18 protein-coding genes are annotated in these 25,859 nt (G+C 44.7%); 12 read left to right on the top strand and 6 right to left on the bottom strand.

The annotated features are described in order from the left end of the window. Positions 1-86 precede the first annotated feature (86 nt). The 12 genes from EXT48_RS00625 (at position 87) to EXT48_RS00570 (ending at position 16,379) form a co-directional block, all read left to right on the top strand. Positions 87-2,531: an ABC transporter permease gene (locus tag EXT48_RS00625; protein ID WP_130163310.1), complete on the top strand. Its 2,445-nt coding sequence runs from the start codon at positions 87-89 to the stop codon at positions 2,529-2,531. 42 nt (positions 2,532-2,573) lie between these two features. Continuing rightward, complete coding sequence (locus tag EXT48_RS00620) at positions 2,574-3,935, top strand: sigma-54 dependent transcriptional regulator (RefSeq protein ID WP_130163309.1); 1,362 nt, start codon at positions 2,574-2,576, stop codon at positions 3,933-3,935. Next, a complete protein-coding gene (locus EXT48_RS00615; protein WP_130163308.1) occupies positions 3,922-5,217 on the top strand; it encodes a PAS domain-containing sensor histidine kinase in 1,296 nt (431 codons plus the stop codon). Before EXT48_RS00620 ends, EXT48_RS00615 begins: the two co-directional genes overlap by 14 nt. Positions 5,218-5,366: 149 nt before the next feature. Beyond that, positions 5,367-6,617: an efflux RND transporter periplasmic adaptor subunit gene (locus EXT48_RS00610; RefSeq protein WP_236596551.1), complete on the top strand. Its 1,251-nt coding sequence runs from the start codon at positions 5,367-5,369 to the stop codon at positions 6,615-6,617. 23 nt (positions 6,618-6,640) lie between these two features. After that, entirely contained in the window at positions 6,641-7,363 is a 723-nt protein-coding gene (locus EXT48_RS00605; protein WP_130163307.1) for an ABC transporter ATP-binding protein, read from the top strand. A 26-nt stretch (positions 7,364-7,389) separates the two neighbouring features. Further along, complete coding sequence (locus EXT48_RS00600; RefSeq protein ID WP_130163306.1) at positions 7,390-9,846, top strand: ABC transporter permease; 2,457 nt, start codon at positions 7,390-7,392, stop codon at positions 9,844-9,846. A 377-nt stretch (positions 9,847-10,223) separates the two neighbouring features. Beyond that, on the top strand, positions 10,224-11,630 hold the full coding sequence (gene glnA / locus EXT48_RS00595) for a glutamate--ammonia ligase (protein WP_045989404.1): 1,407 nt from the start codon (positions 10,224-10,226) through the stop codon (positions 11,628-11,630). A 245-nt stretch (positions 11,631-11,875) separates the two neighbouring features. Beyond that, the gene (locus EXT48_RS00590) at positions 11,876-12,403 is read left to right on the top strand and encodes a DUF4124 domain-containing protein (protein ID WP_240703328.1); all 528 of its coding nucleotides are present in this window, start codon (positions 11,876-11,878) and stop codon (positions 12,401-12,403) included. 547 nt (positions 12,404-12,950) lie between these two features. Beyond that, complete coding sequence (glnL, locus tag EXT48_RS00580) at positions 12,951-14,033, top strand: nitrogen regulation protein NR(II) (RefSeq protein WP_130163304.1); 1,083 nt, start codon at positions 12,951-12,953, stop codon at positions 14,031-14,033. Beyond that, on the top strand, positions 14,030-15,427 hold the full coding sequence (gene ntrC / locus EXT48_RS00575; protein WP_045989408.1) for a nitrogen regulation protein NR(I): 1,398 nt from the start codon (positions 14,030-14,032) through the stop codon (positions 15,425-15,427). Before glnL ends, ntrC begins: the two co-directional genes overlap by 4 nt. 153 nt (positions 15,428-15,580) lie before the next feature. Next, entirely contained in the window at positions 15,581-15,757 is a 177-nt protein-coding gene (locus tag EXT48_RS23665; RefSeq protein WP_157757218.1) for a hypothetical protein, read from the top strand. A gap of 160 nt (positions 15,758-15,917) precedes the next feature. Further along, positions 15,918-16,379 (top strand): cyclic nucleotide-binding domain-containing protein, encoded by a 462-nt coding sequence (locus EXT48_RS00570; RefSeq protein WP_010374445.1) that lies wholly within the window; start codon positions 15,918-15,920, stop codon positions 16,377-16,379. Positions 16,380-16,412: 33 nt separating this feature from the next. Here EXT48_RS00570 and EXT48_RS00565 read toward each other — a convergent pair whose 3' ends face one another. From EXT48_RS00565 to EXT48_RS00540, 6 genes are all read right to left on the bottom strand, one after another. After that, complete coding sequence (locus EXT48_RS00565; RefSeq protein WP_130163303.1) at positions 16,413-17,648, bottom strand: cysteine desulfurase-like protein; 1,236 nt, start codon at positions 17,646-17,648, stop codon at positions 16,413-16,415. 9 nt (positions 17,649-17,657) lie between these two features. Continuing rightward, positions 17,658-18,290: a 2OG-Fe dioxygenase family protein gene (locus tag EXT48_RS00560; protein ID WP_130163302.1), complete on the bottom strand. Its 633-nt coding sequence runs from the start codon at positions 18,288-18,290 to the stop codon at positions 17,658-17,660. 245 nt (positions 18,291-18,535) lie between these two features. Further along, complete coding sequence (gene acnB / locus EXT48_RS00555; RefSeq protein ID WP_010374439.1) at positions 18,536-21,133, bottom strand: bifunctional aconitate hydratase 2/2-methylisocitrate dehydratase; 2,598 nt, start codon at positions 21,131-21,133, stop codon at positions 18,536-18,538. Between the two features lie 311 nt (positions 21,134-21,444). After that, the gene (locus EXT48_RS00550; protein ID WP_010604320.1) at positions 21,445-22,494 is read right to left on the bottom strand and encodes an OmpA family protein; all 1,050 of its coding nucleotides are present in this window, start codon (positions 22,492-22,494) and stop codon (positions 21,445-21,447) included. Positions 22,495-22,645: 151 nt separating this feature from the next. Then, on the bottom strand, positions 22,646-24,424 hold the full coding sequence (locus EXT48_RS00545) for an ABC transporter ATP-binding protein (protein WP_119230620.1): 1,779 nt from the start codon (positions 24,422-24,424) through the stop codon (positions 22,646-22,648). Beyond that, positions 24,425-25,846 carry a YdiU family protein gene (locus tag EXT48_RS00540; RefSeq protein ID WP_130163301.1) on the bottom strand — a complete coding sequence of 474 codons (1,422 nt, stop codon included), beginning with the start codon at positions 25,844-25,846 and terminating at the stop codon, positions 24,425-24,427. Between the last annotated feature and the right edge of the window lie 13 nt (positions 25,847-25,859).

The raw sequence follows: 25,859 nt of genomic DNA, 5'->3' as shown, positions 1-25,859 counted from the left end.
TTGGCATAGGCGTTGCTGTTTCCCCTGTAGAGTAGAATAACTATCACAACATACCGATACACAATGTGAGCGGATTTGGAGTAAATATGGTAACGCATTCACTTAAAATGGCCTGGCAAAAACTTTGCTGCCATGTCAGTTACACCCTAACAATAATAATTACTCTCGCGCTGACACTCGGTGCATTGGTAGCGATGTATAACCTAAACTATCAATTGCTCGCAGCTCCGCTCCCATATCCAGATGCAGAGCGCTTGGTATTAATGCGTGGCGCGTTGGTTGATGACAATAATGAAGTTAAGCAAAGCAATTTTATTCCTCATGCTGGCAGCATAGAGGCGTATGACAAGCAAGCACAATTTTCCGATATCGAAGTGATGGCCATTCAGAATATCAGTATTGATGTTGAACAAAGTTTACCGAGCAGCCCAACATTTAATACAGGCGCGATCACCCCTGAGTTTATGTCGATACTCAATGTACCACTGGCATTGGGACGGTACTTTTCAGTAGATGAAGGGATAGATAGCCAACAACCTGTCGCGATCGTTTCGTACCGAGTGTGGCAACGTTATTTCGGCGGAAATACAAACGTTTTAGACCAAACATTGGTATTTAAGGGGGTGAGTTTCAAAATTGTTGGCGTCACCGACGAGCGATTCATTGAACCGATATTATCCACACCTAACTGGCACACCGATGTATGGATCAGTTATGACTATAATGATTCTCCAACGCCAACATGGCAAAGAAATAATATCCAGACATATCAATTGCTAAAGTTACATGATGTGCAACATGCACGTCGTGCAAAGCTTTCTCTTGAAAACTGGCTGAATGAACAACTACAACAACAAACCGCTGGCGAGCAAACTTTCGCTAATAGTAAAGTACAACTCGAATTTGTACCGATAAAAACTCGTATAATTGGTGAAGCATCACAAGTGAGTATAATGATGCTACTCGGAAGCACTGTATTACTATTAATCGCATTAAGTAATATTTGTAATTTAGTGCTTTCACGTGCCGCCGAACAACAAAAAAGCTTTGCCGTTCAGGCCGCTTTAGGTGCCAAACCTAATCATCTATTTTTCCACATTGCGATAGAGTTAGGGCTGTTATTCATCAGCGCAGCAGCATTATCGCTTTTAATCGCAGAGGGGATCATAGGGCTACTAAAATCAGGGGTTGTCGGCCCGCTCGCTCGGTTGCAAGAGCTACAACTCGAAACACATACTATTGCTTTCGCCTTTACCGTCAGTACCTTATTATGTTTATTACTTTCTTGGATAGTAAGCCGTCAACTTAACTACCGTCATATTATTCAACAGCTGCAAAGCAGTGGTAAAGGCACAGGCGTTCAGATTTCCGCGATGACCCGCACTTTATTAATATCATTCCAATTATTTGTTTGCCTGTCACTACTCACTATTTGTCTTGGGATATTCCAAACAAGCTGGCAAAATTTGCAGCGTGATACAGGGATACGAGAACAAAATACCTATCAAGTAGCACTAAACTTAGGTACTTTGCTACAGCAGATGAGCCGCGAGGAGCGTTCACAACTGCTTTTATCTGCCGTTGACTCGTTAGCAAAGTTACCACAGGTAACCAAAGTAGGCATTGGCGGCTATCCCCCTTTTTCCTATTGGCTGCCGGGCTTTTCAAATCGTCAAATGCAATTTGAACCTGGTATAGAAAAAAACTCATTTGAATATCAAAGTACGGCTGGTACTTGGCCATACTTTGCCACCTTTGGCGCAACACTTATTGACGGTAGGACTTTTACTCATGAGGAAGCCATTAATAATGCGCCCGTAGTCATTGTCAATCAGACCCTAGCTACGCAATTACGCCAGCAAGGGCAAGTATTGGGCGCTAAACTATATCCTAGAAACGGCCAACAAAGCGTTGAAGTGATTGGTGTTGTCGAGGATATTTATCTTCCTAAACAACCTAATATTGCAAGGATTTTCATCCCCTCAGTGCCAACTGGTTACCCCTTTGTGTTAATTGAAACTCAAGCACATGCCACAATTAGTCGAGCGGAAATAAATCAGACACTCAAAAGTATCCATCCGCAAATGCGCGTCTATAACTTTCAGTCCACGATTATGCTTTTAGCTACGCACTTACAGCAAGCTCGTGTCATTAGCATGTTCACTTTGATGCTATCGATATTTGCTCTTGCGCTTGCGGCACTTGGTATTTACGGTGTATGTAAGTACAGCGTGGCGTTACGTCGGTTTGAGTTAGGCGTGAGAATGTCAGTTGGTGCAACACCGCTTGCCGTGTTTAAACTGGTATTACAAGATAATTTGCGCCCTATTATTGCAGCGGCGTGCGCTTCTATCTTGGTGTTATTGAGTATTGCGACACTTCAAGATACGCTTGTACCTATTACAATAGATAGCGCTATCCACTGGTTAATTTCACTAGCCACTGTTACCACCTTAGTCACAGGTGTTACGCTACTATCTTCAAGAAATATTATTGCCCGCCCCGCATTACATGCACTTCGCGGAGAGTAATGTAGTGACTGGGATGATAATAATAAATCAAGGAAGCTTACTGTGAGTGCTAAACCACAAATATTGCTAATAGAAGACAACAGAGAAGTTAGATTAGCTGCGCGATTTGTATTGGAAGATTTAGGTCTAGCCGTCGAAGAAGTCGAAAATCCAGTGCAAGCACTCAGCTTTCTTGAACAACACCAGCCTAGCTTGATCCTACTCGATATGAACTTTGAGCTAGACTCTACATCGGGGCAAGAGGGACTCAGGTTTCTACGACAGCAACAGCAACTAGGCAATACCACCCCTATTGTAGCTATGACCGCATGGTCACATACTGAGCTTGTGGTTCAAGCCATGCAACTGGGCGCGGCAGATTTTCTAGAAAAGCCATGGAAAAACCAGCGCTTTGAACAAGTTATTAGAGGCCAATTACAACTCAATAAACTAAAAAATAAAAGCCAAGCTTTTCAGCATGCCCTCGCTGGAAATGCTAAACCTGTGTTATGGCGCAGCAAAGCCATGCAACACCTGATGACGCAACTAGAAGTTATGGCTCCCACGGATGCCAATATTCTGTTAACCGGAGAGAATGGAGTTGGCAAAAGCTTAATAGCCCAATGGATACATCAACACTCGCAGCGTGCAGCGCAGCCATTTATTTCCGTCAACATGGCAACCATCCCTGAGCAACTGTTTGAGAGTGAGCTTTTTGGTCATACCAAAGGCGCATTCACTGACGCCAAATCAGACCGTGCAGGACGGTTTAAATTGGCGGATCTTGGTACCTTATTTTTGGATGAAATTGGCACTCTTCCGCTTGCACAACAAAGTAAGTTGCTGCGAGTGCTAGAGTCTCGAGAATATGAAGCAGTCGGCTCAAGCGTCACTGAAGTCGCAGACGTGAGGCTCATCAGTGCAACGAATGCAAAATTAGAGCAGTTAATCGCTCAAGCAGAGTTTCGCCAAGATCTTTTCTACCGCATCAATACCTTCACAATCGAAATCCCCCCCTTGCGAACACGTCCTGAAGACATTGAATTATTAGCGGAGCACTTTATCAAAACCCATGGTCAGCGGTATGGAAAAACACAATGTTGGCTTACACCCACAGCGCTAAATCAGCTAAAACAGTACGATTGGCCAGGTAATACCAGAGAGCTTGGGCACTTGCTCGAACGCGCCGTGCTACTAACACAAACGGGTGAAATCGGCCCCGAGCACTTACATATGAGCACGCCTTCACAGCCAAATGCGAATAATTCCATGTCGCTGCCACTCATCACATTGGAGCAAGCAGAACAACAACTGATTACTCAAGCTTTGACTAATACGGCAGGAAACAAACAACAAGCTGCTGAGTTACTGGGGATCACTAAGCAATCACTCTACCGACGCCTTGAAAAATATGCACTTATTTAAAGAACCCTTGGCGCGCTATTTCGTAGGTAAGTTTTTGCTACTCATCGCCATTGAAATTGCGGGAGTGTGTGTCGTCAGTTGGCAAATGGGGATTCGCATACCTATTTCCATGCCTCTACCCACCTTACTCTTAATCGTTGGCCTGATTGTCTGCCAAGGACTATTACTAAAACAGCTTTACAATCGTTGTAAGCTATCGTTTGAACGCTGTGGCTACCAAGCCGAAGCATGGCTTAAACGCGACTTTAGCCTAAAAGCCAAACCGACATTTTCTTCGGGCGTTGTCGCCCAGCTTCACAATCAGCTGAATGCGCTCTCCGATATGCTACAAAGTGAAAAAACCGATGAAGATATGCAATCTTTCCTCGTTGCTGAACTGATCAGTGTGTTAAATACCCCGATGCTTATTTTCGACCAGCGTATGCAACTGTGCTTTGGCAATGACGCCTGCTTTCAATTATTTCAAAGGCCATGGCAAACCCTACGATATAGCCACCCAGAGGCGATAGGGTTAACTCCTTCTCCACAGTGGCATTTTATCGATATACAGAACAACAAGCGCTGGCAAGTTAGACACAGCACCTTTACTCAGCAGAGTCAGTCATATCATCTTGTCGTCTGTATCGATATTCAGCAAGCACTGCGCGATCAGGAGCTTCAAGCTTGGCAACGCTTGATCCGAGTGATTAGCCATGAAATAAGAAATTCCCTCACCCCAGTGTCCGCCATACTGGAACGCCTACAAACTCGCGCAAAAGACCCAAGGGATCACGAAGCATTTAATATCGTACTTGAGCGGTGCTTCCATTTGCAGGATTTTATCCATAAGTACAGCCAGCTCAACCAACCAATAAAAGTAGAGATAAAACGTCTGTCGGGGTTAGAAGTGAGCAAAACCGTTCAAGGCCTTTTCACCGATGTAGCGTGGCAAATTGAACTTTCTCCGGTCTACTTCCATGTTGACCCAACCCTATTTAATCAAGTGCTAATCAATATCATCAAGAACGCCATAGAAGCGAGCCCCGCGGGCTCTGTGCTTACACTGAAGCTATATACAAAAGACAATATTGCTATCTTGGAGGTGCTTGATGAAGGTACCGGCGTTGCCAACTACGATAACTTATTTGTGCCATTTTACTCCACCAAACAAACCGGGGAAGGTATTGGCCTTTACCTTAGCCGCTATTTTGTCGAGCAAATGTCTGGTTCCATTAGCCTTACCAATCGTCAGGATAAACAGGGAGCGATTTGCCAACTCGCCTTTCCTGTGCCACTTAACTGACCCAATATACTCAGTCCAGTTTTTGAATTCTCACGTCCACAATCGGACCTTCCGGTAAAACAAAAACACTAAACACCAACAAAAACAATAGGATAAAATTTGGCATATCGTTTGCTCTCATTGGTTAACCGATTAAAGCAAGGTAACTGATGATGGACGTATTAAAACAAAAACAAGCAAAGCCGCTACATAAGCTAGGACTTGTAATCGCAATCCCCCTAGTGCTGATATTCGCTTGGCTTAGCCTTAAGCTATTCTCAACATCGGACGAGTTCAAATTACCAAGACAAGCCATCATTGTTGGACAAGTTAAGCAAGGTGATTTAGATGTTAGCGTTGACGGCTATGGCGTGCTTCGCTCAAATAAACAAAAACTGATCACCACACAAGACCCGGCTACCGTCTATGAAATCTTAGTACGCCCCGGTGGTGAAGTTCAGCCTGATACCATCATTTTGAAGATGCAAGACCCTGATCTCTTACAGCAATTAGAAAGTGCTGAAATGGAGCTAAACCGTCAACAAGCAAACTTTCGCAGACAAAAACTCGCAAACCAGCGCGAGTTATTAATGGAAGTCGCCACCCTTGCCGAGCTTACCAGTGAGCATCAATCGTTAGTCATGCGCCGAGAAGCTCAGCAAACACTCAGAGACCAAGGCGTTGTCCCCGCCATTGATGTAAAAACCGCAGAGCTTGAAGAACAGCAGCTGTCAGAAAGAGTACAACTACAGCAAACACGTATAGAACAGCTAAAGCTATTACATTCAGAAGATTTAACCATCTCGCAAGAACTGATCAACCAAGCTCAGTCTCTTTTCGCCCGGTTAAAAGAAAGAGAAGCGAAACTAACAGTCCGAGCAGGTACAGAAGGCGTGTTGCAACGGCTCGCAGTTGAACTTGGACAAAGTGTTGTAGCTGGCCAAGAACTTGCTCAAGTTGGTAGTACCAACGACCTTCAAGCACTGGTCAGAGTATCTCAGTCTAAAGCAGAACAAATTCAGGTAGGTCAATTTGCTATGGTCAATACACGCCGCGAACAAGTGCCAGCAAAAGTCACAAGGATCAGCCCGCAAGTACAAGAGGGCACCATTGAAGTTGAGCTCACTTTTGTCAATGGCGTTCCTGATTCTGCGCGTCCAGAACTTAACGTAGATGCGCAAATTAGCACACATCAGTTGAAGAACGCACTGTATGTTGAACGTCCAAGTAACACTCAATCACACAGCCAGCAGACGCTCTTTGTGTTAAACAATGACATCGCAACCCCTCAGATAGTGTCATTTGGTATTGATGCAGGCAAATTCTTGCAAATTGAAAGCGGTGTCACCCCAAATCAACAAATCATACTCTCTGATACAAGTACATATAAAAACGCTAAACAAGTACGGATCATTCAATAATAAATCATCATTAGGATACGATTATGAAAGAAACTATTTTAACCATGTCAGGGATCACCAAAGTTTTTAGTACCGAAGAAATGGAAACTCACGCATTGCGTGGGATTGACTTGGAAATATATAAGGGTGATTTCGTGTCAATTTGTGGCCCTTCTGGATGTGGTAAATCTACCCTGCTGTCAATTCTTGGTCTGCTAGACATGCCAACAGATGGTAGCTATAAAATTGAAGATCTTGAAATTAGCCAATTAACTTTAGCGGCGGCTGCACATATTCGAAACGAAAAAATTGGCTTTATCTTTCAGTCATTCAACTTAATTGATGAGCTGACAGTCTACGATAATATCGCGCTGCCATTGCGTTATCGTAAAACCCCGATGAGCAATGCCGATATTGATCACGCAGTAATGAGCTGTCTGACAAAAGTAGATATGGCACACCGCGCAAAACATCGCCCAAACCAGCTTTCAGGTGGGCAACAACAAAGGATTGCTATTGCCCGCGCACTCGTCGGCAACCCCGCATTACTGCTTGTTGATGAACCTACAGGTAACCTTGACTCAAAAAATGGTGATGCCGTTATGGACATGTTGAAAACGCTAAACCTAGAAGGGACGACATTATGTATGGTGACGCACGACCCTAGATATGCCGATATGGCGACACGCAAACTACACCTTCTAGATGGCAAAATACTGGCCCCCCAAACACACACTAACGCCAACGCAGTCGTTGACACGTTTTAGTCCATGATGGAAACGAGGAAAGTAATATGCTTGTCAAAGACATGAGTGCCAGTCTGTACTCTCTGAGTAAAGTAAAAGTATTTACCATCACGATTATCTCTACGCTAGCACTCACACTAGGTACGCTTGTGGCGATGTTTAATTTAAACTTTACTATTCTCTCTGCGTCGTTGCCTTACCCCAATGCTGAGCAGCTTTACGTTTCAAAAGCAGTGCACTATATCAAGGATAGAGTGGAGTTTGATGATTTCACTCCGATACCTATGCTGCTTGAGATCTATGAAAATGAAAAAACGCCGGAGTCACAAACCGCCCTATTTGGCTACTCCGAAGAAGTGATTAGAAGTAAAGTTGAAACGCCGCAAGTCAATACCACTTACACCACCCCTGAATTTATGCCGATGCTTGGATTTACCTTTCACTTAGGTCGTGGACCGAGCACAGACGAAGGCCTTAATTCAATGCAGCCAGTCGCGGTATTGTCCTATCAAGCTTGGCAAAAATATTATGGTCAAGCAGCCGATATCGTCGGACAATCTATTCAAATAGACCAAGTGAATTTTAAAATCATTGGTGTGCTATCAGAGCAAAATCGCGAACCTGAAATGCTTACTCCAGGCCGTCTGACTGACGTATGGTTACCTTGGGATTATTATTCATTTCAACGCCGCGATGCTCAGCACTGGGGGATCACCGGTCCTAATCGACACGTGTTGATTAAAAAAGCGGGGGCGGTAGACATTCCCACTATCAACCACCAGTTATCCACGCATTACAATAGCCGTTTTAAAACCCAAACAGCCAGCTCTTCTTTCTTTGATGATATGACCATTACGTTGGAGCTGTTACCACTGCGAGAAAAAATCCACGGTGATAGTGCCAGCAAAACTATTTGGCTACTGTTAGGCGCACTATGCCTGCTACTCATTGCTTGTGCCAACATTGCTAACCTTATTCTAGCCAGAGCGGTAAATCAGCAACGTGATATGGCTATCAAGGCTGCGCTTGGCGCTGGACGCGGCCACTTATCTCGGGGCATATTTATCGAGCTCTTAATCCTCACAAGCAGCGCCGCGATGCTTTCCTTCGCGGTGAGTGAATTATGCTACTACTTACTTAGGCTGGTAGCTGCTGATAACCTACCAGGCGTACTCAACCTCAGCACAAATTTCATCACGGTTGCCTTGTGCTTAATTCTTGCCGTGTTATTGGCATCGCTCGGTGCATGGCTTGTGAGCAAACGCATTAACTTTAAGCAACTCAATAGCCAACTCCAAAGCAGCGGAAAAGGCACCGGGATCCAAATCAAAACAGAAACCCGAAAAGCCTTAATTTTTAGCCAACTATTTCTAGCCAGCCTATTATTACTCGCTTGCTCGCAAACTTTTATCAATGCATGGGGATTACTCAACCAATCACCTAATTTCTCAACCTCTGAACGCTATGAGGTTGAGCTCAACCAACTTGTAGAGCAACGTCCAGCCCGTGAACAAAGAGATGCATTTTATGCCGAGCGCAGACAACAATTACTAGATGTTACCGCTGCGCTCAAACAAAACCCACAATTCAAAGCGGTCAGCTTAACTACTGGCACACCGATTGAATTTGGGCTCAGTACCTTTCTTGCAACTGATTCAGGATTCCAGACGCAGTATTCAGTGTCTGGTAACATCGTTGATGAATCTTACCTGCCACTGATGGAGATTAGTCTGCTACAAGGCCGCAATTTCACTACTGAAGAAGTGAATAGCCAATCAGCTGTGCTTATTGTTAATCAAGCCTTTGCAGAACAACTTGGGCCACAAGGAGACGCTATAGGTAAACGCTTTTATTGGCTCAATGGCCGTCGTCATATTCAGTATGAAATCATCGGTATTAGTGAAAATTTAGCCATTCCAGATAAGCCTGATACCGCTCGTATGTGGGCTGTGGACAGACTGTCAGCCTATACACCAGCGTTTATTATTCAAACGCACACAGGGCAGCAGATACTTCCCCAATCCATAAACCAAACCATGGCGCAAATATCTACACGCTGGCGCGTTGCTGAAATTCAACCTTTGTCTCAACAGCTATCTAACTCGCTCGCAATTCACCAAGTTGCAGGTTGGGCTGCACTATCTCTGGCAACCATCACCTTACTGATCGCACTAATTGGCATATATGGCGTACTCAATTACGGTGTTTCTATGCGTCGCTATGAACTCGGAGTGCGTATGGCAATTGGTGCGTCGCCAAAAGGTATTGTACTTGGATTACTAGGAGAAAATACCAAAGTGATCTTTACAGCTCTTGGATGTGCGACATTTGCAACCGTTGCAGCGATGGCTTGGCTAGCAAGCTCGGAGGTCATGTTTAGTGTCTCCCTGCTTGGATTTGTATTGCCGCTGTCGCTTATCATCGGAATTACCGCTGCAACAACTGTATTAGCCGCCAGCGGGGTTATTACTAAGCCCGCATTATACGCGCTGAGAAGTAACTAGCCTGAGCTTCGATAAAATCAACTCCCTGAAGGCAGGGCGTCTCCCTCAAGGCGCCTTGCTTTTTTATTAAAACACGACCCTGATCCCCGCTATCGGATTAAATTAATTTTTGCTTTGTTGCGCTTCATAATCTATACCAATACTCCAAACACTTACTCGAAGATAAAGTGACTATCACAGGGAATCGCTTGCACCAACATTACGCACCATAATGAAACATTTACGCACCAAGTTAGTGCAGCAAGCTAACCCCCAAATTTCCTAAAAGTTAAAAATCAATATTTATCAAACACTTAAAAACATGGCACAGATCAAGCTTATCTGTGTGCAATTGCAGTACATTGCAGCAAAAAATAACCCAACGAGTCGGAGGACACATGTCACAATCGGTTTTAGATTTTATTAAAGAGCACGACGTAAAATTTGTTGATTTACGTTTCACAGATACAAAAGGTAAAGAACAACACGTATCGATCCCACATCATCAAGCCGATGAAGACTTCTTTGAAGACGGCAAAATGTTTGATGGCTCATCTATCGCTGGTTGGAAAGGCATCAACGAATCTGACATGGTACTTATGCCTGATGCAGAAAGTGTAAAGCTAGACCCATTCGCAGAAGAAACAACGCTTATCGTTCGTTGTGACGTGGTTGAGCCAAACACACACCAAGGTTACGAGCGTGACCCACGTTCAGTAGCTAAACGCGCTGAAGAGTTCATGCGTTCAACGGGTATTGCAGACACCGTATTATTCGGTCCAGAGCCAGAGTTCTTCTTGTTTGACGATGTTAAATTTAAAACTGACATGTCTGGCTCTATGTACAAAATCGACGCTGAAGAAGCATCTTGGAACTCAGACAAAGACTACGAAGGCGGCAACACAGGTCACCGTCCTGGCGTAAAAGGTGGTTACTTCCCAGTAGCACCGGTAGATTCGTCTAATGACTGGCGTGCAGCTACTTGTTTAGTACTTGAAGAAATGGGCCACGTTGTTGAAGCGCACCATCACGAAGTAGCAACTGCTGGTCAAAATGAGATTGCGACTCGCTTTAATACTATGGTGACTAAAGCTGACGAAATCCAAGAGATGAAGTACGTTATCCACAACATGGCTCACCTATACGGTAAGACAGCAACCTTTATGCCTAAGCCAATCGTTGGTGATAACGGTTCAGGCATGCACTGCCACCAATCACTTGCTAAAGACGGCAAAAACATCTTCGCAGGCGACAAGTACGGCGGTCTATCTGAAGAAGCGCTTTACTACATTGGTGGTATCATTAAGCATGCTAAAGCAATCAATGCATTCACTAACCCAGCAACAAACTCTTATAAGCGTCTAGTACCAGGGTTTGAAGCGCCAGTTATGCTTGCATATTCAGCACGTAACCGCTCAGCATCAATCCGTATCCCGGTGATCCCATCTGAGAAAGGTCGTCGTATCGAAGTACGCTTCCCAGATCCTGCGGCTAACCCATACCTAGCTTTCGCAGCTCAGTTGATGGCTGGTCTTGACGGTATCCGCAATAAGATCCACCCTGGTGATGCAATGGATAAAGATTTGTACGACCTACCAGCGGAAGAAGCAGCAGAAATCCCAACTGTTGCAGCATCACTTGATGAAGCGCTTGCTTCTCTAGATGCTGACCGTGAGTTCTTAACTCAAGGTGGCGTATTCACTGACGACCTAATCGATGCGTACATCACACTTAAGTCGAAAGAAGTTGAAAAATTAAACATGACAACTCACCCAGTTGAGTTCGAAATGTACTATAGCGTTTAATCGCTAACCGACTACTACGCTCAATACTGCCGTATTGAGCTTGTAGAGCCAAAACTCATTATGCGTTTCTGGCACTCTTAATCATATGTGTTCTCAAGCCCGTTGTTACGGGCTTTTTTAATGTAATTCAAAAACTTAAAGAAATTCGCCTTTATGTTGTCATTATGGGAATTATTCATTTGTAACTCGCAATTCCAACTGCTCTATACTACAGTATGAACAGTAGTTTACTGTGGAGATTTGTGGTGCGTCAGTGGTTTCTTATAATGTCGGTTAGCATGACGCTAGCCCTAACAAGCATTGATGCTGCAGCAGAGTCCAATCCAAAAATCTATCGCTGGAAAGACAAAAACGGTCATTGGGTCTATTCGGATGTCCCGCAGCCTGGTTCAAAAGAAGTCAAACTCAACGCCAGCGCCTTAACCATGCCAAGTGTTGATACTAAAATTCTCGAGCAAACGGATACGACACCAACTATTCAATATACAGCTAAAATCACTTCTCCTGAGCATGAGCAAACTATCCGTGATAATAGCGGCAGCGTATACGTAACAGGCACCATAGAGCCAAGATTTACCCAAGGTTTAAGCGTGCAACTCTTTCTCAATGGAACAGCCACAGGGCCAAAACAAACTAATACTCAGTTTGCTTTGCGGGGCATTGATCGCGGCGAGCATTCTGTGGTTATGAAAGTGTTTAATCAAAAAGGTATGTTAGTCGCCCAAAGTGATGTTCATAAGTTCTTTTTGCACCGCAATACCGTAAATAACTAAAGCGATATTGCTTACCTACACTGGCTTGCAACCAGTAGTTGCAAACACACCACGCTCATTTCCTCTGGTATTAAGAAAGCCAAATTCGACATTTCATTGTGTTCAATCCACAACCTTTGCTCACCAACTTGAACTTGATAGTAGACCTCAGCCTTTGTTCGCAATAAATATTTATCTCGCCAGTTAGGTTGGACGACCCGCATCACACCTGTAAAGGTAGTTTTCTCGCCATTCGTAACCCGATGTAAATTAGCGGTTTGAGGAGGAAAGCAGTTAATCTGTTCGGTAACATACTTAGCGCTTTGAAAGTCACACCCGCTCATACAGAACGTGACAAAAAGGCTCCCCCCACAAAAACGAGCTAGATGTATTTTTTGACACAAAGCATTAATAATGTGGGCACCTTAAAGTTGGCATGCTTTATTAATAACAAGTTTAGGATACGAGTTCGAAAACCCCTAGTTTCTGAGCTTAGGTAATAATTTACTTCAATGGATGCAAAGCTATGCTATTCTCATTGCACCACATTGGTGCACGGTGAACATATATGGATCAACATAACTCGATTGACTTGGATAAAGTTTGGCAATCTCTCTCAACCGCGATTTTAGTGCTCGATCAAAATTTAATGATCCACTATGCCAATTACAGCAGTAGTGAACTACTGGGACTCAGCACAAAACGGCTTGTCGGACTGGCGATTGATAGTGTGTTTAATCATCATCATATAGACCTGCCACGGCTCTCTAAATACGTGCTACAAGATGGCGTAGACTGCCAGCAACACAGGGTAGACGTGGTATTCGTAGATAATCGTGTCGCGACACTAAGCCTGCATGCCAGACGAATTTACCTTGCAGACAAGGCGTATATTTTAGTGGAATGTCGCCGTGTTGATGATGCCCTGCGTTATGACCAAGCATCCAATCAAATGCACCAATTTCAGGCAGCTCGAAACCTCATTCGCGGTCTTGCCCATGAAATAAAAAATCCACTTGGTGGGATCCGCGGTGCGGCGCAATTATTGCAGTACGAAACTGATCAACAAGAACGGGAAGAATGTGCCACGCTCATTATTGAGCAAGCAGATAGATTACGCGAGTTGGTAGATAGATTGCTTGGACCCAATCAGTTACCACAAAAAGAGCCGTGTAATATCCATCAGGCGTTAGAATCGGTGATTAAGTTAACCACCTTGGAGCGCGATGCCGATATCACCTTGGTAAAAGATTATGATCCCAGTATTCCGGCTATCGTGATAGATCAAGCCAAAATTCAGCAAGTTCTGCTGAATATGCTGCGCAATGCTCAACAAGCACTACAGCATGACGGTACGATCACCATAACAACGCGCATTAAACACCGTCTGCATCATGGTGAGCGACTATTGAAAAAAGCATTACTCATCCGTATCAGCGACAACGGTCCAGGGATCGCCGATGAGGTAAAAGAGACATTGTTCTTTCCGATGATCACGAATAAAGAAGGAGGCTCTGGACTTGGGCTCTCTATCGCGCAAACTTTGGTCGAGCAACACCAAGGATTTATCGAATGCGATAGTTGGCCAGGACACACTGAGTTCAGTATCTACCTTCCCTTTGACAACACCGAAACAGGAAACGTGCAATGAAATCAGTTTGGTTAGTCGATGATGACGCTTCAATCCGATTTGTTTTAGAAAAGGCGTTAAAGCGAGCTGAGTTTGAAACCGAGAGCTTCGCCAGCGGTCAAGATGTATTGACCGCGCTTGAATATGAGCAACCTGCGGTGCTGATCTCAGATGTACGTATGCCAGGTATCGATGGCATGGCCTTGTTAGATAAAATTGCAGGGCTCTACCCAAACCTGCCGGTGATCATTATGACCGCGCACTCGGACTTAGACTCTGCGGTCAACGCATTTAAAAAGGGAGCGTTTGAATACCTCGCCAAACCTTTCGACTTAAATGAGGCCGTTTCCCTTGTGCAACGTGCATTTCGCGCAGGCCAGCAAACTAAAAAGCAAAAACGCCACAGTGAAAAAGCCAATAGCCCCGACATTATTGGTGAAGCCCCAGCGATGCAGGAAGTGTTCCGCGCCATCGGTAAACTTTCCGCTTCAAGCATGAGTGTATTGATTAACGGCGAATCAGGCACGGGTAAAGAGCTTGTGGCAGGCGCGCTGCACAATCACAGCCCGCGCAAAGAGGCTTCTTTTATCGCGCTCAATATGGCCGCCATCCCCAAAGATCTCGTCGAGTCTGAGTTGTTCGGCCATGAAAAAGGCGCTTTTACCGGTGCTGACAGCATGCGCCGTGGTCGCTTTGAACAAGCCGACGGTGGCACCTTATTTTTAGATGAAATCGGCGATATGCCACTGGACGTACAAACTCGGCTATTGCGCGTACTCGCCGATGGTGAGTTTTATCGGGTTGGTGGCCACAACAGTGTAAAAGTCGATGTCCGTATCGTCGCGGCTACCCATCAAGACTTAGAGACACTGGTCAAGCAAGGTAAATTCCGTGAAGACTTGTTTCACCGTCTAAATGTCGTCAGGTTAAAACTACCAGCCTTACGTGAACGCCCTGAAGATATCGCCGCCCTGTGCGATCACTTTCTTGCAAAAAGCGCAAAGGAACTAAAAGCCGAGCCAAAAATCATCTCCAAACATGCTCTGCAAAAAATGCAGGCGTATCATTGGCCAGGCAACGTTAGGCAATTGGAAAACACCTGCCGCTGGTTAACGGTAATGGCCCCGGGTGAACTTGTCACCCCAGCGGATCTGCCCGAAGAGCTAGAAAAGCCACAACAGATTGACGCCTTAGAGCATGGCAATTGGCTGGACGCATTCCAAACTTGGTTAGACTCAGAGTTACGTAAAGGCAAAGACCATATTTGGCCCGATGTACAGGCACAATTAGAAACACGACTAATCAAATCCGCACTCAATGCCTGTCATGGTCATAAGCAAGATGCGGCGTTAAAGATAGGTTGGGGACGCAATACATTGACCAGAAAGCTAAAAGAGAGAAATATTCAAGATTAGACAACAAGCTGAGTATTATGACTCAGCTTTTTCCCCACTACTCCAGTTCCCAAAATGAATAATATCTGATTGAAAATCACACAAACAACCAGTAGCTTGGACTATGCCGTATCTTGTTACTCGGCATAACTTACATTTTGTAAAGGAATCACGATGAAAATTACATTGAATAAAAAACCACTAAAACATTTATCTAACAGCAAGAAGCTAGCAAATGAGCTTACACCGCAAGCTGCTGGTGGTTATGATGTTACCTCACCACACAATAAAGGCTGTATCAGCTATCAGGGGATGACATGCCCTACTTCGCCGTACGATCCCGCTTGCTAGAATGATTTAACTCATGTCGCTTATCGTTATATACCAATCCACATAAATAGTTGGCGACATAATCAAGTAGATTGGTGTAAGCGACAATAAAAAATCATTGCTCTAATCAAAAAAAGTCGCCACTATTTAATAAAGACAATGTACTAACTTATGTAAGCCTGTGAAACTGCTTGAAAATGTCCCACTGTTTAAACAACTAGAGATCATCAATCGCTTAGCGTTTTTTAAAGAGTTTACGCTTGCCGAGCGCCAGGTGTTACTCGAGTCTTTTGGTCACTTATATCTGGTGCAACAAGAGCGTCATGCCTTCAAACGCTTTGAAAAAGACAATCGCCTGTATATTGTACTAAGCGGTGAGTTTTTGATTTTTAAACAAGATGCCGCCCATGATTTAGGTAAAGTTGGTCCTGGTGAATTTTTAGGTGAAGGTGCATTTATCACTAACCGAGAACGCAGTACTAGCGCACAAGCGTTAAAAGACAGCATCATCTTGGCAATAACCCCAGATGCACTAACACGCTTGCCCAATGTGATCCGGGAAAAAATCAAAGACAAGCTTATTGAAGGCATGAGCCATCGTATTGCTAAGCTCAATGCATTTATTGAAGGGCAAGAAACCTAAATGAGCAGTGGGAGCCGTAGCTCCCACTTTGTATTATGCTAACAACTCACTGAATGCATCAAACAAGCTATCTAGCTCTTCTATGGTGTTGTAATGCATACAACCAATGCGAACAACCCCACCTTTATCCATCACCCCTAGCTGCTCGCAAAGCCCTTGGGCGTAGAAATTGCCATCCCATACGCACATGTGCTTTTTACCTAAGAATTCTGACACGGTACGTGGCTCGATGCCATCAAATGTCAAAGCAAACGTTGGTGTACGCTCAGCGAGTCGCTCATGTGACTCGATACCAAAAAGCTTAATCTTTTTAAACTCGGCTAAACGCGTTAAAAAGTGCTGGCTAAGCTGCATCTCATGCGCTTTTGTGCGTGCAAACGCCTCAACCAGTTTCTCACGACGTGGGGTATCTGAACTCATTTCGCTAAGTGAAGCAATGTAGTCAATCGCCGCAACCACACCCGCTAGCCCTTCGAAACTCTGCGTACCAGTTTCCCAGCGGCCTGGAATAATATCTTTTGCTGGCTCCACCTTATAAGGAGTAAAACCTTCTAAATGCTCACGCTTACCATAAACAATGCCCACGTGCGGACCAAAGAACTTATAAGCAGAGCACGCAAGGAAGTCGCAATCCAAACCTTGTACATCGATTAGCTCATGAGGTGCATAATGCACAGCATCAACATATACCAATGCACCAACTTGGTGCGCAAGCTCCACAATGCGCTTGATATCGTTGATTGAGCCCGTTGTATTCGATGCATACGTCACCGCAACTAACTTAGTCTTGGCATTTAGTAGTGATTCAAAATGCGCAAGATCAAGCGTGCAATCGGTTTCATTAATACGCACCGCATGCACCGTCGCACCTTTATCTTCGGCGGCTTGACGCCATGAAGAAACGTTTGAATAGTGATCGGCATTAGTCACAATGACTTCATCACCCGCTTGCCATTCGCGAGATAGCGCACGGCTAAAGCTAAAGGTTAGGCTGGTCATGTTGGCACCAAATACAATTTGATCTGCGCTTGGCGCATTGAGTAAGTCCGCAACCGCTTGGCGCGCTTCACTCATCAAACTGACGGTCTTATCGCTCGAGAAAAATGCACCACCTAAGTTAGAGTTAAAATAACCAAGGTAAGCAGACATCGCGCTCAATACGGATTGCGGTACTTGAGAGCCACCCGGACCATCAAGGAAAATTGGCGCGGCTCCACCAATACTTTGCATAAGCGCAGGGAACTGACGACGCACTTGATTTAAATCCATACTACCCTCTTAGGCTGTAAATACGAAGCAGTCTAGGTAACCGACTTGCTCGGCATCTAGCTTGTTCATCGGTGTTGCGTTATGCCACACTTCACGGTCATTCACCAGTGCAAATAAACCATCTTTGATTTCCATTTTGAAACAGGGCTCAGCTTCTTTGTGCTCATAAACCAATAGCTCGCCACCAGCAATATTTTCGTGAGAAACACCGCAGACACAGACATGGTCAAAGCCATCTTGGTGCACACCTTCTGGCGCAGGAGGGGTATCGCTTTCAATCGCTAACATGCGAAACTGATGCACTTCTATGCTGGTATCGTCTGCAATTCCCGTCATGGCTTTAAATTCAGCAAGCATATGCTTAAAGCCATCGGTGTTTAACATGTCCTGCTCAAGGTTTTCGTAAACACGCTCAATATTACCTTGGAAAGTATTAATTGAGTCGTCTTGCACGAAAGCCTTAGTCGGCTGCAATCTCACTTCACCGTCAGTGAATTTAACCACAGAATAACGGCGCTTTCTGAATGCACCATCGGCATAAGGGTTATCTGGAAGTTGATTGAAGAAAGGCTTAACTGCGTCGATATGTGACTGCGGTAAAAAGCGTAGTTGTAATAAATTCTGGTTGTTTACTGTTGTCATGATCCTCTCGCCCATTGATGAGAATTTGCCGACAATTCTAATAAAACCAGAGAAAATTACTGTTTAAAAAAACGGGATTTTAACAACCAAAACGCAATAAAAACCCATTTATAACCACTTTAATGGATTACTTATCTAGATTTAAAATAATGCTTGATAACACCATTTAAGATGAGCGTTTTATGTGCATAAAAAAAGCCAGCATGCGCTGGCTTTTTTCTTTCAATGAATTCTAGAGCGAGTAATTAAACCGCTTGTTGAATGATCACTGAGTCTGCCTTTTTAGTGTACTGAGGCATCTTATGGAAGTTCAAGTAACGGTACGTGTCCGCAGCCGTTGCATTGATCTTCTCTGCATACTCTTGATATTCAGCAGGTGTTGGTAGTTTACCAAGAATAGCAGCTACCGCTGCAAGCTCTGCTGATGCAAGGAATACGTTTGCACCTGTACCTAAACGGTTAGGGAAGTTACGAGTCGAGGTAGAAACAACCGTTGCTTTATCAGCAACACGTGCCTGGTTACCCATACATAGTGAACATCCTGGAGTTTCGATACGTGCACCTACACGACCGTAAATACCATAGTAACCTTCGTCGGTTAACTGATCGCGGTCCATCTTCGTTGGTGGAGCAACCCATAGTTGCGTTGGTAGGCGACCACCGAAGTTATCCAGTAGTTTACCAGCTGCACGGAAGTGACCGATGTTAGTCATACAAGAACCAATGAATACTTCATCGATCTTTTCACCTGTTACCGCTGAAAGTAGACGTGCGTCATCAGGGTCATTCGGTGCACAAAGGATTGGCTCTTTGATATCAGCAAGATCAATCTCAATGGTATGCGCGTATTCTGCATCCGCGTCAGCAGTCATTAGCTCAGGGTTTGCTAACCACTCTTCCATCTTAGTGATACGACGCTCAATAGTACGTACATCACCATAGCCTTCAGAGATCATCCACTTAAGCATAACGATGTTAGAGTTTAGGTACTCTTCGATAGACGCTTGTGAAAGCTTAACGGTACAACCTGCCGCACTACGCTCTGCAGATGCGTCAGATAGTTCGAACGCTTGCTCAACCGTTAGGTGCTCAACGCCTTCGATTTCCAGGATACGACCAGAGAATTCGTTGATCTTACCTTTTTTCTCAACCGTCAATAGGCCTTGCTGGATTGCATAGTAAGGGATAGCGTGTACTAGGTCACGTAATGTGATACCCGGCTGCATTTCACCTTTAAAACGAACAAGGATTGACTCAGGCATATCCAACGGCATTACACCCGTTGCAGCTGCGAATGCTACCGCACCTGAACCTGCTGGGAATGAAATACCTAGTGGGAAACGAGTATGCGAGTCACCACCTGTACCTACCGTATCAGGCAGTAGCATACGGTTTAGCCATGAGTGGATAACACCGTCACCAGGGCGTAGCGATACACCGCCACGGTTCATGATGAAATCAGGAAGTGTGTGGTGTGTGTTTACATCGATAGGCTTAGGATAAGCTGAGGTATGACAGAATGACTGCATAGTAAGATCAGCAGAGAAGCCAAGACAAGCAAGGTCTTTAAGCTCATCACGCGTCATTGGACCCGTAGTATCCTGCGAACCTACCGTTGTCATTGTTGGCTCACAGTATTGACCTGGGCGTACACCTGTCATGTTACATGCTTTACCAACCATCTTCTGTGCAAGCGTAAAGCCTTTACCAGAATCAGCCACTAACTTAGGCTTACGGAAGATGTCTTCAGCTTCAAGACCAAGAGACGTACGAGCTTTGTCCGTAAGGCCACGACCGATGATCAGAGGAATACGGCCACCTGCACGCACTTCATCAAGAATTACGTCTGATTTCAGTGAGAACGTTGAGATAACTTCGTCAGTACCGTGACGCTTAACCACACCTTCGTAAGGGAAGATGTCGATTTGGTCGCCCATGTTTAGTTCGTCAACTGGAAGCTCAATTGGTAGTGCACCAGAATCTTCCATAGTGTTGAAGAAGATAGGCGCAATCTTGCCACCTAGACACACACCGCCAACGCGCTTGTTTGGTACGAATGGAATGTCATCACCCATGAACCAAAGTACAGAGTTAGTTGCAGATTTACGAGATGAACCCGTACCAACAACATCACCTACGTACGCTAGCGGTAAACCTTTACCATTAAGCGCTTCAAGTTGTGCAATTGGACCTACTTCACCTGGCTTATCAGGGTTGATACCATCACGCTCGTTTTTAAGCATAGCCAACGCGTGTAATGGGATATCAGGACGAGACCAAGCATCTGGTGCAGGAGACAAGTCGTCTGTATTTGTTTCGCCAGTTACTTTAAATACAGTCACTGAAATCTTGTCTGCAACGGCTGGCTTCTCAAGGAACCATTCTGCATTTGCCCATGACTCAATTACTTGCTTAGCAAACTCATTGCCTGCTTTTGCTTTTTCTTCTACATCGTAGAATGCGTCAAACATCAGTAGCGTGTGAGACAAACCTTTAGCAACGATTGGCGCGATAGCAGCATCGTCTAGAAGGTCTATCATAGGCGCGATGTTGTAACCACCAAGCATAGTGCCAAGTAGTTCAGCTGCATACTCTCTTGAAATGAGCGGTGATTCCGCTTCGCCTTTCGCTACTGCAGCCAAAAAGCCTGCTTTTACGTATGCGGCATCATCTACACCAGGCGGTACACGGTTGATAAATAGATCAACGATGAACTCTTCTTCACCTGCTGGTGGAGTTTTTAGTAATTCGATAAGGTCAGCAGTTTGCTGCGCGTCTAACGGCTTAGGCACGATACCTTGCGCGGCACGCTCTTCTACGTGTTTACGATATTCTTGAAGCACAATATTGCCCTCTTGGTGACGTGGACAGACAAGTAAATGATCTGGCTGCGATTATTGATGCAATCGGCTGAACCATTCCCTTGACCATAAAATATAATGAACAATTATAAGGTCTTTGAGTATAGATGAAAATCTTGCATGCGATACCTCGCCTTATAGTCACTATAAATACAATGAATAAGCATACCGAAACAAGTATATTTTGATGAATATTAGTCAAACGAGAATCATTTTAATTTTGCGAAAAGCTATGCTTGGTGGGATCAAAAAAGGCTCCTGAAGGAGCCTTTTTGCATAAGTTAAGTAAAAAATTAACGCTTAACTTTTACTTTCTCTTTAGAAGAAACGTGCGCTTCTACGCGACGGTTTTCAGCATGCGCTTCAAGCGTATTAGCTGGGTTTTTCAAACGCTCTTCACCGTAGCCAACTGTGGTAATACGCATTGAATCAATACCCATATCTACAAGTTTTTCAGCAACGTTTTTCGCGCGGCGCTCAGAAAGCTTTTGGTTGTAATCCGCATCACCCACAGCTGACGCGTGACCTTCAATCACTACATCTGCATTTTTATGCTCTTTCAAGAACTTAGCAACCGCGTTGATATCATCAACATATTGTTGTGAGAAAGAAGCATCGTCATGCGGGAAACGAACAAGTAGGTTTACTTTGTCTTCATTCGTTTCATATAAAGTACAACCTGACGCATCAACAGCATCCGTCATTGGTGTGTTAGCACATTTATCTTCGCTGTCCACTACACCGTCTTTATCACTGTCTTGTGGTGCTTCTGCAACTACAGGTGCCGGAGCAGGTGCAACTTCTTCCGATTTACCAGCGCTACCGAATGAGTAGTTAAGACCAATTTTACCACCTACATCTGTAAAACCAGCTTCAAGGCCTTGGTAAACTGCCGCTTCTGCATTCACGAATAAGTGGTCGGTGAAATAGTGACGAACACCAGCACCTACGTTAGCAAAAGTGTTATCTGAAATGACGTCCAGATTCATCTTTTTGATACCCACTAGACCATAGAATGGGCCACCATCAAAGTGATATAAACCATCGATACCATAACGCTCTGCGTCTAGTGAACCATTGCTGATCCCACCAAGATCAAAATCCATGTCTGCATACTCAAGACGACCACTCCAATATTTATCAAAACGGTAGCCGATTTCAGCACCCCAACCAGTAGACTCTTCTACGTCTAAGCCAGCCATATCGCGGTGATTTTGCCAGTCAGCATCATAGTAATCACCGAATACACCCAGATATACACCTTCTGTAGGTTCAGTGGTGTTTGCATTTGCATTGGCTGTTACTGCCATCGCAACTAGTAAGCTCAAAGTTTTAATTTTCATCATTCCTTCCCATCTCTGTTAGTTAACGCATTGAGTATTGACTCGGATAGTCTACCAGAAAATGCGTCTACTGATTACGTTGCATAGATAATATTAGCTCGTCCATTAATGTTTACTTAACGTTACATAAGGAATTTTTGCTATTTATGAATTAATTTTGATGGCCAAATAGGATTTGATACAGACCTTGTTCCTTTAACAAATCCTTATGTTCTCCGTATTGGGACACTTCACCATCATCTAAAACATAAATTAAGTCGGCTTGTTTTATTGCGCTCAGTCGATGTGCAATAATCAAAGTCGTTCTGTCAGCCAAAAACGCTTGCAAATTGCGATGAATTTTTGCCTCAGTCTCAATATCAAGTGCTGAGGTTGCTTCATCCAGCACCACCACTTTAGGGTCGGCAACAACCATTCTTGCAATAGCTAACCTTTGCTTCTGTCCTCCGGACAATTTAATCCCGTTGCGACCAACTTGCGCATCTAACTTATCGGCCAGAGCAAGTACGGTGTCAGCTAGCTCTGCAACGCGGAGTGCCTGCCACAGTATTTGGTCAGATACCTCTCGTCCCATTGCTAGATTTTCACGGATGCTGGTATTAAAGAGTATCGGCTGCTGCAGCACGGTCACAATATTATCTCGCACTGCTTCGTAACCAATTTGCTCTACTGGCGTGTCATTTATGTGGATCTCGCCACTTTGTTTTTCATACAATCCCAAAAGCAATTGCACCAAAGTAGATTTACCACCCCCAGACACCGCTACTAACGCTACCTTCTTCCCTGCTGGAATATGCAAAGATACCTGTTTGAGCACGGGTTGCTCTGCAACGTAAGCGAAGTCTATATTGGCAAATTTGATATCAACCTGAGATGAATCAAAGACGGTTTTCGTAGCGGGATATTGTGCTTCCGTCGCAAAATTAAAAACCTGATTTAACCTGCTAAGCGCTGCCGAGGCACCATAGTACGCATATTGAATACCAAGAATTTCCTGCACAGGCCCCATCATGAACCAAAGGTAACCAAATACCGCAAATATCTGGCCGACCGTTAAATCAGAAAACACCACCATAAACATAGCGACAGCACGGAAAAACTCAAACCCCACCAAAAACACGGTAAAACTTAAGCGGTTAACCGCATCCGTTTTCCATTGTGACTGCACCGCGTAATGTTTGAGATCTTTGGCGGCTACTTTAACTTGTGCAAAGTAGTTACCCTCTCGACGAACGGCTTTTAGCTGAGAAATAGCATCTAGCGTCTCGACTAGTGAAGTTTGCAGTGCCTCAAATGCAGCATTCTCTTCCTTTTTCAGCTCTTTAACATGTTTGCCAAACTGCCGAGAAAAATAAATGACCGCCGGATTTAGCAACAGGATCACCAGCCCCAACATCCAATCAATCCAAAGCAAAATCGCCGCTGTGCCAATGATTGTGAGTAAACCGATTAAAAAGCGTGACAAGGTTTGGCTGATAAATTTATCCAAGGTTTCTACATCGGTAATACAGCGAGAGCTAATTGCTGCACCACCTTGGCTTTCGTACTCCTTCAGTTGAACTTTAGGTAAATGCGTAAGTAAGCGCTCACGGATTTGATAACTAATGTCCTTGCCAATAATAGTAAACTGGCGTGACTGCATCACCCCTAACACTAAACTGGCCAAGCGCATGGTTATTACAGCCAACAAAATAACCACAATATAGCCACTGGGGCCATGCCATTGCTCGGGCAATACTGAGTTCATCCAAGCCACTGCTCTGCCAGGTGTGTCTAGTAAGACTTCATCGACCAGCAACGGCATCATCAAAGGGATAGGGACACTCACCAACGCGGCAAACAAGGCGATGATATGCGCCTTAATAAGCGGCCGTTTGTGCTCAAGGACTTTACGTTTAATTTCTTGCCAAGAAAGCTGCTGTTCTGCCATTTAGGTTCCACAAAAAGTTTGATAGTGGGCCGGTGTAGACGCGCTGGTCCACGATTCAGGATAGTCTTTGTAATCATAGGGCGACGTCAACGCAGTTAGCCAATCCTCTAGCGTTTGACTCATGCCTTGGCGATTAAATAGTGCAATCTCAGCCTCCACCAACGCATTACGGGGGATAAGTATCGGGTTAGCTTGACTCATCAAGTTAGCCGCAACGTCATCGGCAGCACGCTTTTGCGCCCATTGTCGCTGCCAGCTCTCCAACTCCGTTGGCACGGATAAAGCTTTGTTTGGATGACCAAGCAAGCTATTGGTGAGTGCCGCAAAGGTATTGGTAAAGTCTAGTTCATGCTCCGTCATCAACTTGAGTAAGTCACTAAGGAGAATGTCGTCTGCGTCGCTCCATTCATCAATACCAAGCTTAGCCGCCCACATATCTTTATACTTGCGATTAAACGATTCAGAAAACTCCGCCAAAATTTGACTAAATGCTTCAATTCCTGCTTGCTCATCTTGCCATAACACCAATAAGGCCTCGGCAAGTCGAGCACAGTTCCAATTCATGATGTTTGGCTGATTACCAAACGCATAGCGGCCTTGGCGGTCAATAGAGCTGAACACGGCGTTAAAATCAAACTTTTCCATCATTGCACAAGGGCCGAAGTCTATCGTTTCGCCACTGAGCAAAATATTGTCGGTATTCATCACGCCATGAATAAAGCCAACCCGCATCCACTCGACAACTAAGTCAACCAACTGCTCACACACTTCACGGAACAATTCGAGCACATCCTGTTCGGTCTCAACTGTAAACCCCTCAAATAATTGCTCGCCCAGCAAGTTAAGTAGGCTCCATAGCTCATCTTTATTTTGCTGAGTAGCCAGATATTGTAAGGTACCGATGCGGATATGACTTTTTGCCACACGACATACAACCGCGCCAGGTACTTCACCTTGACGATAAACATGGTGTCCAGTAGTTACAACACCAAGGCATTCGGTAGTTGGAACACCCAAGCCAACCATAGCTTGGCTCATGATGAACTCACGTACCGCAGGCCCTAGCGCACAAAAACCATCACCGCCTCGAGAAAATCGCGTCGCTCCAGAGCCTTTCAAGTGCAGGTCGTATTGACGTCCGTCATCAAGTTTCACCCCACCAATCAAATGCGCTCGGCCATCACCAAGTAATGGGTTAAATTGCCCAAACTGATGACCACTGTAGGCTAAGCTCGTAGGCTCAATATTGTCTAAAGGGCGCTGACCACTTAACAGCTCAGCAAGCGCAGTGGTGTCGTATTTCTCTAGCTCAAGCTTAACTAGCAACTGCGTATTGGATAATAGTAATGTGGGCTGATTAAATCTTGCTGGTTGCTCCTTAAAGAGTAGAGCAGAGCCTTGATAAGGCTGAAAAAATACCATGCAGTCATCTCCA

It is taken from the genome of Pseudoalteromonas sp. CO348, from assembly GCF_004208845.1.
Classification (GTDB): domain Bacteria; phylum Pseudomonadota; class Gammaproteobacteria; order Enterobacterales; family Alteromonadaceae; genus Pseudoalteromonas; species Pseudoalteromonas maricaloris.
This window is presented reverse-complemented; position numbering and strand designations above follow the sequence as displayed.